This window comes from Legionella drancourtii LLAP12, assembly GCF_000162755.2.
GTDB lineage: Bacteria > Pseudomonadota > Gammaproteobacteria > Legionellales > Legionellaceae > Legionella > Legionella drancourtii.
The window spans coordinates 218,617-231,697 of sequence record NZ_JH413843.1 but is presented as its reverse complement, the minus strand read 5'-3'; the positions used below and the strand labels follow the sequence as shown (position 1 = coordinate 231,697).

The following is a 13,081-nucleotide window of genomic DNA, read 5'->3' as shown; positions in this document are numbered from 1 at the left end:
CTTGTACACACCGCCCGTCACACCATGGGAGTGGGCTGCACCAGAAGTAGATAGTCTAACCGCAAGGGGGACGTTTACCACGGTGTGGTTCATGACTGGGGTGAAGTCGTAACAAGGTAGCCGTAGGGGAACCTGCGGCTGGATCACCTCCTTAATATAGGTGCTCAAGCGACTCAAAGCGCCCACACAGTTTGTTTTCAGTAAAGAAATGAAGAACCTTAAAGCTAAGATTCTTGAAAAGCTGCGAGTGCGAAGCACGAGCAAGCATCAAAGTGAATCGAAGCATTTTTGCGAGGATTTTTGTTTATAATCGAGACGCAGGCGCAAACGAACGAAGGAGCATACGTCAGTATGTGACTGAGAGAGCGTGCATGCAACGAAGAGTAAAACGAAAAGCCGAAGTAAAAATTGGGGTCGTAGCTCAGCTGGGAGAGCACCTGCCTTGCACGCAGGGGGTCAGGAGTTCGATCCTCCTCGGCTCCACCAATATATGGGTCTTCATTGGATTTATTCAGATTAAAGTGTTTTTGAAGTTAAAGAATGTTTTAATCTGAGCTAATCAGACGTTCATTAAAAAAATGGTAAATAAAGAGGTAACACAAGCAACTTAGTATTGAAGTAAACATGTAATCTGAGGAGACTGAGATTATATGGTCAAGAAGAGAAGCGCAAACGGTGGATGCCTTGGCAGTAAGAGGCGATGAAGGACGTGGAATCCTGCGAAAAGCTTTGGTGAGCTGGAAACGAGCGATTAACCAAAGATGTCCGAATGGGGGAACCCGGCTGTACGTGAGTGCAGTCATCTATAGCTGAATACATAGGTTATAGAAGCGAACTCGGGGAACTGAAACATCTAAGTACCCGAAGGAAAAGAAATCAATTGAGATTCTCCTAGTAGCGGCGAGCGAACGGGGAAGAGCCTGGTGTGATTTATAGTGCAATGAAGTAGAACAGTTTGGGAAGGCTGACGAGAGAGGGTGAAAGTCCCGTATACGTCAATTGCATTAAGAACTAAGCACGCGAACAAGTAGGCCGGAACACGAGAAATTCTGGTTGAATATGGGTGGACCATCATCCAAGGCTAAATACTCCTTACTGACCGATAGTGAACTAGTACCGTGAGGGAAAGGCGAAAAGAACCCCGGAGAGGGGAGTGAAATAGAACCTGAAACCGTTTGCGTACAAGCAGTGGGAGCTTGTACTATTTATAGTATAGAGTGACTGCGTACCTTTTGTATAATGGGTCAGCGAGTTACTTTCAGTGGCGAGGTTAACTGAATAAGGAAGCCGTAGAGAAATCGAGTCTGAATAGGGCGCGAGTCGCTGTGAGTAGACCCGAAACCGGGCGATCTAGCCATGTGCAGGATGAAGGTTGGGTAACACCAACTGGAGGTCCGAACCGGGTAATGTTGAAAAATTATCGGATGACGTGTGGCTAGGAGTGAAAGGCTAATCAAGCCCGGAGATAGCTGGTTCTCCCCGAAAGCTATTTAGGTAGCGCCTCGTGAATGATTGCTGGGGGTAGAGCACTGTTTCGGCTAGGGGGCTGTCATGGCTTACCAAACCGATGCAAACTCCGAATACCGGTTAATTGAATCACGGGAGACACACGGCGGGTGCTAACGTCCGTCGTGAAGAGGGAAACAACCCAGACCGCCAGCTAAGGTCCCAAAGTACTAGTTAAGTGGGAAACGATGTGGGAAGGCATAGACAGCCAGGAGGTTGGCTTAGAAGCAGCCACCCTTTAAAGAAAGCGTAATAGCTCACTGGTCGAGTCGGCCTGCGCGGAAGATGTAACGGGGCTAAAACTAGTCACCGAAGCTGCGGATGTGCACTAAGTGCACGTGGTAGGGGAGCGTTCTGTAAGCTGATGAAGGTGGATTGAGAAGTCTGCTGGAGGTATCAGAAGTGCGAATGCTGACATGAGTAACGATAATGTGGGTGAAAAGCCCACACGCCGGAAGTCCCAGGTTTCCTGCACGACGTTAATCGGAGCAGGGTGAGTCGGCCCCTAAGGCGAGGCTGAAGAGCGTAGTCGATGGGAACCAGGTTAATATTCCTGGACTTTTTATAAGTGGTGACGTGGGGACGGAGAAGGCTAGATGAGCCAGGCGTTGGTTGTCCTGGTATGTGCATGTAGGGGTGTAGACTTGGCAAATCCGGTTTACTATTAACTCTGAGGTGCGACATGGTGCTGACACTTCGGTGTACAGCGAAGTCATTAATGCCCGGCTCCCAGGAAAAGCTGCTAGCCATAACTTATAGAGAACCGTACCGCAAACCGACACAGGTGGACAGGTAGAGAATACTAAGGCGCTTGAGAGAACTCGGGTGAAGGAACTAGGCAAAATGGTACCGTAACTTCGGGAGAAGGTACGCCCTTGCTGGTTAGTTTACTTGCTAAACGAAGCTGGTGAGGGCCGCAGAGACCAGGTGGCTGCGACTGTTTATTAAAAACACAGCACTCTGCAAATTCGTAAGAAGACGTATAGGGTGTGACGCCTGCCCGGTGCCGGAAGGTTAATTGATGGGGTTATCTTCGGAGAAGCTCTTGATCGAAGCCCCGGTAAACGGCGGCCGTAACTATAACGGTCCTAAGGTAGCGAAATTCCTTGTCGGGTAAGTTCCGACCTGCACGAATGGCGTAACGATGGCCACACTGTCTCCACCCGAGACTCAGTGAAATTGAAATCGCTGTGAAGATGCAGTGTACCCGCGGCTAGACGGAAAGACCCCGTGAACCTTTACTATAGTTTTGCACTGGACTTTGATAATAACTGTGTAGGATAGGTGGGAGGCTATGAAGTGATGACGCTAGTTGTCATGGAGCCGACCTTGAAATACCACCCTGTTGTTGTTGAGGTTCTAACTTGGTCCAGTAATCCTGGATGAGGACAGTGTATGATGGGTAGTTTGACTGGGGCGGTCTCCTCCCAAAGAGTAACGGAGGAGCACAAAGGTACCCTCGGTACGGTCGGACATCGTACCAAGAGTGTAAAGGCATAAGGGTGCTTGACTGCGAGAGTGACGGCTCGAGCAGGTACGAAAGTAGGTCTTAGTGATCCGGTGGTTCTGTATGGAAGGGCCATCGCTCAACGGATAAAAGGTACTCCGGGGATAACAGGCTGATACCGCCCAAGAGTTCATATCGACGGCGGTGTTTGGCACCTCGATGTCGGCTCATCACATCCTGGGGCTGAAGCAGGTCCCAAGGGTATGGCTGTTCGCCATTTAAAGTGGTACGCGAGCTGGGTTTAGAACGTCGTGAGACAGTTCGGTCCCTATCTGCCGTGGGCGTAGGAAAATTGAGAGGAGCTGCTCCTAGTACGAGAGGACCGGAGTGGACGAACCTCTGGTGTACCGGTTGTCACGCCAGTGGCATAGCCGGGTAGCTAAGTTCGGACGGGATAACCGCTGAAAGCATCTAAGCGGGAAGCCTCCCTCAAGATGAGTTTTCCCATGAAGCCCGTTGAAGACTACGACGTTGATAGGCAAGGTGTGGAAGCGCAGTAATGTGTGAAGCTAACTTGTACTAATTGGCTGATTGTCTTGACCATATAATCTGAGTTGCTTTGGATTAGATACGAATCAATACAAAATTTGTGTACTCTTTATTTACCGGCTGTGTGGTTTGGGGATTTTTTCCCATTAACTCATCACAGCAACCAGTTTTCCTGGCGACAATAGCGGTTGGAACTGGAACCACCTGAATCCATCTCGAACTCAGAAGTGAAACGAACATGCGCCAATGATAGTGTGAGGTTTCCTCATGTGAAAGTAGGTCATCGCCAGGGTTTTATTTAAAAAGAAAAGCGGCTAACGGCCGCTTTTTTTGTTCCTGAAATCTCTTCTATGCACCGTTTGAATACCTCTAAGCTTGGCTGTAATGCCCTGAACAACCTAATCTAACAAATTGATGCATTGATATTTAACGCCAGCTAAGATAGGAGCCTTTCCGTTCTGTTTGCTATTAATTTGATAAGATATATCCCCTCAAAGCCATTAAACAACGAATTGAATAAGTTGTTTATTCCTTATCAAAACACACTAGCAACTTTAATCGTTGTCCGTTGAGGTGATACTTGAGATTTCATTATGCCAATGTTAGTGTTAATGTTAGCGCTCATATTTTCAGAGAACTAAAAATTTTTTATTAAAAATTAGCAATATTAATTGATGTGTGTGATGATATTTTCACACAAAAGAGTGGTTGTTTTTTAGCCTACCTAGCTATTTTATATTGATTTTTAATGATTTTTCGTTTAATTTATTAGTATTATTTAGGATTGGTTGTAATATCTATGTTAGTCCAAAAAATTGTGGATTTTTATACAGAGCTCGGTAAGGAACACGTGCTTATCAATTGTGATACAGGACTGCTTAAATCTATTATCGAGCGTTTTTCGGGCAAGAAAACTACGGATGTGCTTGGCAAAGATGATTTGCAGTTTTTATGCAAATGTTATAATACACGTTGGCAAAAGGTTAAAAGAAACATCGAAGATTATACGCTTAGTGCTTCGAGTGTTAATCAAAAATGGGTTAACCTGGCCAAAGTGATTGCGGCTGAATTAGATATTTCATATTTATCAATACTTTTCTATGATGTAACCAATACCCATGATCCTGCTGATGGTTCATTACTCACAGAAACAACAAAATTGACCAATTTTTATCTTAATGATGCGAATCAGTTATGTAGAAAGCGTGTCTTATATGACCGTATGAAGGAACAGGGATACATGTTATGTTCAACCGACCTTACCGGTACGACATTAAAAATTGTCACTATTGCTGAATTACATCATTTAAAACGCTGTAAACAGGAAAGCGGAAAGTTTACCATTGTCTATCCATCAAAAACAGAAGACAACGAGGACTTTGTTAGTTTTTGGGATTTTTTAACTAAAAAGTCATTTCCGCAGTTAAGATCTCGTGGTCGCATGCCTATCGAATTATTGCCGCATTTAATTGATATGATTGAAGATTATTTCCGGTTAAAAGCTATGGATGCTAGTTTTCATCTGTTTAAAGATGTTTTCCAACGCTTTGTTGCACGCTTGTACCAGCATCCTTTATCAAATGTAAACTACTTGTATGGGCAACCAGTACGCTATAAAGAGCAAGCTCAATATTTACTGGATGTTTTTATTGTCATTTTTCAAGCCAATACTTTTACTATTGATGAGGAAATAAAGGCATTAGGCACTTGTTTATTCAAATATGCGCCAATTTTAAAAGCCAATAGCCATGAGTTACGCGAGCTGTATACCAACTTGATCACTCCTGATGATAATATTGAGGTGAGGAGACGTATCGCTTATGAGCGCTGTTGTAGTATATATATATCTTTGTTTGCCACCGAGTTTAAAATGTGGACTCATGGTCAATCGATAAGCTGTTGGGATATTGTTAATATGATCCCTAGCGAGTTGGGCGATATTTATAAGTTGTTGCATGCTTTGTTTAATAAGGCGGAGCCTGATTTTATTGCGACTTATGATGAGATCATTAATGAATATGTTGTTCCAAAGTCCAATAGTAATGGCTTTTTCTCACAGTGTATGACCCTAATAACGCGAAATAAAGCAACGGCTAAATGGCTAGACTTAGTGGAACATAAGCATTTGGCACAATTGGGCAGTTATTGGTTTGAGCCGCCTATAATTTTATATGCGCTTTTAGCATATAGTACAACCGTAAATGAAAATCAAGAGCTTATAGATGATTTTTTAGACGAATTAATACACACCTATTCTCAAGATAAACCCGCTTTTGCAAAAGCACTAAGAGTAAATATTTTGTTTTCAAAGTTTCTTTCTTCTTTGGAAGAATATACGCGCAGACATTTAATCATATGGTTAACTCTTACTGAGCCAGATACGGAGGCAGAAGCGGCAAAAATACGTTTTATCGAGCATTGTACCTCATACATCCTACGACGAATAACCCCCTTGGGGTATAAGCCACCATCAGAGACTGTTGCTCGCTATATGGGGGGCGTAGATAAGGATAGTGTTACCGACGTATACAATAAACTTAACCTGAGTCATCTGGAATCAAGTGTACAAGAACGCATCCAGAATTATTTCTCTGATTTACATCATCTAATTTTAACAGCAGAACAGAAATGGCAGCTTGAGGATGAGGTGCGAGTTACTGTCGATCCGATTGGTGCGTATACCTAAATCTAGAAAAAAGTTATGCTTCAGAGTTTTGTTATATGCATTCTAGGGTCGATTATGAGTTTTGCATATATTGAGCACAGAGCTTTATAAAATTTTCATATCTTTTGGGCGAAATGATCCCCTCATCTACCGCGTTTATTATGGCGCAATTAGGCGTGTCTTTGTGAGTACAATTTCTAAATTTACATTGTGATAAATAGTGCCGAAATTCAGTGTAACCACGGGCAATCTCTGCTGCACTAATATGTCCTAAACTGAATTCTCTGACGCCAGGCGAATCAATTAATGCACCCCCACTGGGCAAATGGTAATATTTCGAATTACTGGTAGTATGTTTACCCAACTCTGAAATTTCGGAAAGTGCGCCCGTAGCGATGTCGTGCTCATGCGGCAAGATGCCTGAAATCAATGAAGATTTACCTACGCCAGATTGACCTACAAAAACACTAACCTGATGATTTAATAATTCTTTTAGTTTCTCAATGCCCTCAGGAGAATCTTTGTTTACTAAAATGATGGGATAATTTAGATTTTGATAATCAGTCGTTAATTGCTTTTTCAGTGACACACAAGGTAAATCGGTTTTATTTAATAAGATTACTGCATGTAAATGCAGTATTTCAGCCATTACTAAATAACTATCAAGAAGTGGCCAGGATATTTCTGGTTTAGGTGCAATAACGATAATCAGTTGTGTGATGTTTGCTGCCACAGGCTTGCTCAGTCCCGTATGCGTTGGTTTGGCCAAAATGCTGGTACGTGGATAAAGGCTTACGACGACTCCTTGATTAGTACCTTCGTTTTGCCAGATAACCCGATCGCCAGCAACCAGGGTTTCTAGGTTGGGTCTTATTGAACAACGAATAAGTTTTCCTTGTTTGTCTTCAAGTGCAACATGGCGGCTAAACCGCGTGATAATCAAGCCATCGGCGAGATCTTCGTGATGCTCTTTATTTTGTTGATAGGTTTGCTGAATTTTTTCAATACGGGCAGATTGTTGCTTATTAATACGTCTTTTACTCATGATGGCGATCTATAATATAATTGATTGAGTCCAAATGGACAAAACTCTAATCCTACAGTATGAAGGTAAATTACATTTAATGAAAGTCTACTTAGTTGGTGGGGCGGTTCGTGATCAATTACTGAATCTTCCTGTAAAGGAACGCGATTGGGTCGTTGTTGGGGCAAGCCCAGAACAATTATTAAAACAAAAATTTCGTCAAGTCGGGCGTGATTTTCCAGTATTTTTACATCCACAGACTAATGAAGAATATGCGTTGGCAAGAACTGAACGCAAATCAGCTCCGGGTTATTATGGTTTTGCTTGTGATTTTAATCGTTCAGTCACCTTAGAAGAAGATCTTGCCCGGCGTGATTTGACGATTAACGCCATGGCTATGGATGAGCAAGGCGTGCTTATTGATCCTTATCAAGGGCAACGCGATTTAGCAAATAGGGTATTGCGTCATATTTCACCTGCTTTTGCAGAGGATCCTGTGCGCGTATTACGTCTTGCACGCTTTGCTGCACGTTTTCATTATTTAGGGTTTACAGTAGCCGAAGAAACACGCTCATTAATGTATTCGATGGTCACGCAAGGTGAGTTGGCGCATTTGGTTGCCGAGCGCGTCTGGCAAGAATGGCAGCGTAGTTTAGAAGAAAAAAATCCAGAACAATTTATTATCACCTTACGTTCTTGCGATGCCTTACGTGTTATTTTACCTGAATTACAGGCATTATTTGGTGTCCCTAATCCTTACCGTTATCATCATGAAATAGATAGTGGTGTGCATACTTTACTGGTATTACAAAGCGCGGCTGCATTAACGACGGATCCTATCATTCGTTTTGCTGCATTAACTCATGACTTAGGTAAAGCAACATCCCCCATGTCCAATTGGCCGAGTCATTATGGACATGAAGCGCGTGGTGTTCCCATAATTGAATCATTATGCTTGCGTTTGCGTATTCCAAATGAATATCGTACATTGGCGACGGTGGTTTCGCGCTTTCATTTAATGATTCATCGTTTATTAGAATTACGGGCCGATACCATCGTAAGGCTTTTAGAGCAGGCGTATGCATTTCGACGACCGCAGCTTTTTTATAATATGCTGATTGCCTGTCAGGCCGACGCAGAAGGTTGTGGCCGTGAAATTGATTACCAACAAAGTGCTTTGTGGCACCATCTTTTAGCAGAGTGTGCTAAAGTAAATGTACAAACAATAATCACACAAGGTTATACTGGCGGGGCGATTAAACATGCGTTACATCAACATCGAGTCGCTTGTGTGGAACTGATATTAAACTCCTGGAAGACGAATGAAAAATAATCATAATTTAATTTGGATCGATTTGGAAATGACAGGCCTTGATCCTGAAGAAAACCGAATTATTGAAATTGCAACGGTAGTGACAGATCCGCATTTAAATATTATTGGTGAAGGTCCTGTGTTTGCGATAGCGCAAGCTAAAGAACATTTAGATGCTATGGATGCATGGAATACCAAACAACATGGGCAATCTGGATTAGTAAAACGGGTTTTAGACAGCAAAGTGAGTGAGGCAGATGCTGAGCAACAAACAATTAATTTTTTAAAGTACTATGTGGATAAAGGCAAATCACCGATGTGTGGTAATAGTGTGTGCCAGGATCGACGTTTTTTGTATAAATACATGCCTGAATTAGCGGCTTTTTTTCATTATCGTAATTTAGATGTAAGTACACTTAAAGAGCTAGCTATTCGCTGGAAGCCGACATTGTTAAATGGCTTTACCAAATCATCAAAACACTTGGCTTTAGAGGATATTAAAGACTCGATTGCAGAATTGGTTTATTATCGTCAACATTTTATAAATTTGCCGGAAGTAGGATAATGATAGAAAGAGAACGATTGGAATTACCTAATGGTGCCGACAAATTATTACTGCATTCATGCTGCGCACCTTGTTCTGGTGAGGTCATGGAAGCTCTGATCAGTTCGGAAATTAACTTTGCTATATTTTTTTATAATCCGAATATACATCCGGTGCAAGAATATGAAATCCGCAAACAGGAAAATATTAAGTTTGCGGAAAAGCATCATATACCGTTTATTGATGCCGACTATGACAAAGATAACTGGTTTGAGCGTGCTAAAGGCTTAGAATGGGAGCCTGAGCGTGGTAAGCGTTGTTCCATGTGTTTTGACATGCGCTTTGAGCGCACGGCCTTATATGCCTATGAACATGGATTTCCTGTGATTAGCAGTTCTTTGGGAATTTCGCGTTGGAAAGACATGAATCAAATTAACGACAGTGGTTTACGTGCTGCCAGCCATTATCCAGCGATTGAATATTGGACTTATAACTGGCGGAAAAATGGTGGTTCTGAACGGATGTATGAAATTGCTAAGCGTGAGCAATTTTATAAACAAGAATATTGTGGCTGTGTTTATTCTTTACGTGATACAAATGCTTGGCGAAAACAAAAAGAACGGAATCGAATTAAAATTGGTATTAATTACTATGCCGATGGTTCTCAAAGTGAAGAGGGCGTATGACTAATCATTCTCATGAAGGCGCACATAATCATCATGGACATAACCATGGTGAGCCCACGTACGATCGGGCTTTTTTAATTGCTATTGTTGCTAATGGGCTGTTCGTTATTTTGCAGATTATTTTTGCTTATGTATCGAACTCAACTAGCTTGTTGGCCGATGCTTTTCATAATCTCGGTGATGTCTTGGGATTAGTTTTGGCATGGATTGCAATGGGCTTAATGAAACGTGCGCCAACGATGAAAGCAACCTACGGCTTGAAGAAAACGTCCATTTTGTCTGCCTTAGCTAATGGGATTTTGCTGGTCTTTACCTGTGGCATTATTGCTACAGAAGCCATGTATAAATTATTCTCGCCAACGGAAATTCAAGCGGTATCCGTCATGGTTGTGGCGGGTATTGGTATTGTTGTTAACTCAACTACAGCGCTTTTATTTATGCGGGGTTCTAATGATTTAAATATCAAAGGAGCTTATCTGCATTTATTTTATGATGCCTTGGTTTCTGTTGGGGTGGTGATCTCTGCAGCTTTATTGTATTGGACTGGTTGGTTGTGGATTGATCCCGTAGTTGGTTTATTGATTGCTATTATCATACTTAAAGGCACTTGGTCTTTATTTATTAATAGTTTTAGGTTAATTATTGATGGGGTGCCTGATAGTATTTCCTGGTCTGCTGTGAGCGAGTTTTTGTTAGCCAAACCAGGCGTCGAGAGTTTCCATGATTTACATATTTGGGCATTGAGTACGCAAGAAAATGCAATGTCAGTCCATTTATATATGCCTGAAACACCGTTAACCGATCAATTACGTATGGAATGGGTTGGGCAGTTGCGTCATGAATTTAGTATTCAACACGTGACCATTCAGGTAGAAAAAACAGAAAAAGATTGTAATGATGCGTGTCATGGCCTTGGATTTTTATAGTCTGTACATCAAGTTTTCAATACTTTGTTGCGGTATCCTTACGAGTTACCTTGCTTTGAAGCAGTAGTAACCACTGTCTTGAATTTTTAATTCAAGACAGTGGTTACTAGGTTATGCTTTCATTCAACGTCTTATCATGATTCTTTTTTTGTTGCAAAATCCAGTCCGCGTTTATAGCTTGCACTGGCCAGTACGGGGTCACCTAGTTTTTCATGGAGCTTGCCTAGCGTTAGATAGGCCAGTGGTGATGGTTCCAGTTCATTGGATTGCTCAAGATAATGCTTTGCTTTTCCCCATAATTGTTGTTTGATGCATAATTGACCTAAGCATAAATAAAGTGCGGCAGAATGTGAGTGCTTCTTGAGTAGGCTTTCTGCAAAAACCAATTGTTTTTCATCACTGGGTAAACGGCCATAAAGCGCGATTAATTGTGGATGAAAATCCTTACGCAGGCTGCGGCGGAGTAAATCTTTTGCAGTAGTGTTGTCATTATTTTTCAATAAAAAGCGCGCGTATTCGGCAACAATATTGGGATCAGTTGCTAAGGATTTCGGCAGTGAATGGAACAGTGTGGTGACGGCTCCAGATTGATTTTGCTTTACAAGATCAGTCAGCGCTTGCAAATAGGCATTGTGTTGTAGCGATTCAAATTCCGCATGATCCATCACATTATATTTTTTTAAATCAGGTAGCAGTGCAATTAGTTGCGGCCAGTCTCTTACTTCTTGATAGAGTTGCATCAATAATTTTAATACATAGGGATGACGTGGAGCAATGTCATGCAAGTGCCTTAATGTCGCTAAAGCCTGCTCCCATTGATGATTGGCTAATTGCAATTGCGCTTGCGTTAATTCAACGGCAATTTTGGCTTCGGGCATGGATTGTTGTGCTTCACGCAAAAAGTCATCACGTAATTGGCTATCGCCCATTTTTTGTGCGGCGCGTGCGGCAGTTAAATAATTCAGCAAGGGGGTATCGGTATTGGGGAGTGCCTGCACCAAATGATTTTTTGCTTTATTCCAGTACCCTTCACTGTATTCGATCAACCCCTTGCGCGTAATGACTTGTGCTTTTTGTGCCAAGCGCTTTGAATGCCAACGACTGATGGCTCGGGGGGTATGCGAAATTTTATGACATAAGCGCAGAAAAAGATACAACAGCAAAAATATTAGAATTAAGCCCAGGATCATGACCCAAAGAGTGGTTTCCACCGTCCAATGATTCATTGCAATCAAGACATAGCCCGGATCTTTATTGAGCTGCACGCCCAGAATTATAGCCCCCAGTAAGACAACAAAAGCAAAGAGAAGACGTATCATGGGGTATTTCCTCCTTGTTCCGTTGTGCTTGGCTGGTTGGCATCGGGTTCTTTGGTGTTAATTAATTGATTTAGTAGCGGCAGCGCTGCACCAATTTCTGGTTTTACTTGTGTTAATTGAACTTGTTGTAATTTTGTCAATGTTTTTATGAGCGCTCCAGTATTTGGTGCCCCTACATTGAAGTTCTTTTTAAGGGTAGTTAGGGCTTGAGTCAGTACCAGCTGATAGACTTGCGGATTGCGATTGAGAACCGCCCATTGTGCTTCTTGTAGGTTCAGATGAATATTTTCTTTCAGTATGGCTTCGAATGCGGGTGAGAGAAGTGGTTTTATGTCTTCATCATTGCGACGGATTACCACCAGTTTGCTGAGTAAATTCATGCTGTCTTGTAAACGTAAGCGCCAAACAGAAAGGTTGCCTTGTGTCGCTTCAGGGCTTATTATTTCTGCTTTGCTTTCGCCAAGAATAGTAAGATTATTAAGACTGTTTTGTGCCGCATCTAATTGGCTTAATAAACCTGCAATGTCAATTTTGGGTAGTGCTTGTAATTGGGCAATGTCTTTGACTATTGCTTGTCTGATGTCAAAAATTTTCGGATCGTTTACTTGCTGTAACAATTGATCTGCCTGTTGGAGCATCGCTATCGTTGCGCCAAAACTTTTACTCCAGTGGGCATTTATTTGGGCTAATTCAAGATAATAGCGTGCTTTTAGAAGTTGCCAATTTTGAGTTTGGTAGAGTCGTTGATTCATCGCATTTTGTAACTGTTTATTTAACGCATCAAATTTTGCCTCTAATGCAAGGCGTGTTTCTTCTATAGTATTTGTTTTGGCGGCAATTTTCTTATCAATCTGGTTTTGGCTATTTTCTTGTTTTTGGTCTAATTTTTCTAATTGTGTTGTTAATTGATGGTCTTTATCAGTTAATTGATTTTGTAATTGCTGATTAAGCGATAGGGTATATATTGATGTTGCTAAGGCGCCAAGCGCAATAATCGCAGCACCTACCGCCATAAATGATTTAGGCTTCGCGGCGGAGTTCACTTTCACTTCTGGTTTTATTTCCGCAGTTTTTTTCGTTTCTTCATTGCTATTGGCCATAAA

8 protein-coding genes, 1 tRNA gene and 3 rRNA genes (1 of these 12 cut by a window edge) are annotated in these 13,081 nt (G+C 42.0%); 9 read left to right on the top strand and 3 right to left on the bottom strand.

Going from position 1 to position 13,081, the window contains the following annotated elements:
• From LDG_RS14400 to LDG_RS14380, 5 genes are all read left to right on the top strand, one after another.
• Positions 1–154 (top strand): 16S ribosomal RNA (locus LDG_RS14400) (it extends 1,390 nt beyond the left edge of the window).
• Between the two features lie 256 nt (positions 155–410).
• Positions 411–486 (top strand) — tRNA-Ala (locus LDG_RS14395).
• 166 nt (positions 487–652) lie between these two features.
• Positions 653–3,557, top strand: a 23S ribosomal RNA gene (locus LDG_RS14390).
• A 116-nt stretch (positions 3,558–3,673) separates the two neighbouring features.
• A 5S ribosomal RNA gene (gene rrf, locus LDG_RS14385) occupies positions 3,674–3,794 on the top strand.
• Together the 16S, 23S and 5S rRNA genes with 1 tRNA gene alongside form the textbook arrangement of a ribosomal RNA operon.
• 507 nt (positions 3,795–4,301) lie before the next feature.
• A complete protein-coding gene (locus LDG_RS14380; protein WP_006872151.1) occupies positions 4,302–6,188 on the top strand; it encodes a hypothetical protein in 1,887 nt (628 codons plus the stop codon).
• A gap of 52 nt (positions 6,189–6,240) precedes the next feature.
• Here LDG_RS14380 and rsgA read toward each other — a convergent pair whose 3' ends face one another.
• Positions 6,241–7,212, bottom strand: a complete 972-nt coding sequence (rsgA, locus tag LDG_RS14375) for a small ribosomal subunit biogenesis GTPase RsgA (protein WP_006872150.1) — start codon at positions 7,210–7,212, stop codon at positions 6,241–6,243.
• Positions 7,213–7,291: 79 nt separating this feature from the next.
• On the opposite strand from rsgA, the gene LDG_RS14370 reads away from it, so the two are divergent.
• The 4 genes from LDG_RS14370 to LDG_RS14355 are packed head-to-tail and all read left to right on the top strand — an operon-like array spanning position 7,292 to position 10,659.
• Positions 7,292–8,524 carry a multifunctional CCA addition/repair protein gene (locus tag LDG_RS14370; protein ID WP_006872149.1) on the top strand — a complete coding sequence of 411 codons (1,233 nt, stop codon included), beginning with the start codon at positions 7,292–7,294 and terminating at the stop codon, positions 8,522–8,524.
• Positions 8,514–9,068 (top strand): oligoribonuclease, encoded by a 555-nt coding sequence (gene orn / locus LDG_RS14365; protein ID WP_006872148.1) that lies wholly within the window; start codon positions 8,514–8,516, stop codon positions 9,066–9,068. Before LDG_RS14370 ends, orn begins: the two co-directional genes overlap by 11 nt.
• Positions 9,068–9,733 carry an epoxyqueuosine reductase QueH gene (locus tag LDG_RS14360; protein WP_040536031.1) on the top strand — a complete coding sequence of 222 codons (666 nt, stop codon included), beginning with the start codon at positions 9,068–9,070 and terminating at the stop codon, positions 9,731–9,733. The genes orn and LDG_RS14360 overlap by 1 nt, the downstream gene beginning before the upstream one ends.
• Positions 9,730–10,659 (top strand): cation diffusion facilitator family transporter, encoded by a 930-nt coding sequence (locus LDG_RS14355; protein ID WP_006872145.1) that lies wholly within the window; start codon positions 9,730–9,732, stop codon positions 10,657–10,659. The genes LDG_RS14360 and LDG_RS14355 overlap by 4 nt, the downstream gene beginning before the upstream one ends.
• A 134-nt stretch (positions 10,660–10,793) precedes the next feature.
• On the opposite strand, the gene LDG_RS14350 is transcribed toward LDG_RS14355, so the two are convergent.
• Together LDG_RS14350 and LDG_RS14345 are read right to left on the bottom strand one after the other, a co-directional pair.
• Positions 10,794–11,978 (bottom strand): heme biosynthesis HemY N-terminal domain-containing protein, encoded by a 1,185-nt coding sequence (locus LDG_RS14350; protein WP_006872144.1) that lies wholly within the window; start codon positions 11,976–11,978, stop codon positions 10,794–10,796.
• Positions 11,975–13,078 carry a uroporphyrinogen-III C-methyltransferase gene (locus tag LDG_RS14345; protein ID WP_006872143.1) on the bottom strand — a complete coding sequence of 368 codons (1,104 nt, stop codon included), beginning with the start codon at positions 13,076–13,078 and terminating at the stop codon, positions 11,975–11,977. Before LDG_RS14345 ends, LDG_RS14350 begins: the two co-directional genes overlap by 4 nt.
• Between the last annotated feature and the right edge of the window lie 3 nt (positions 13,079–13,081).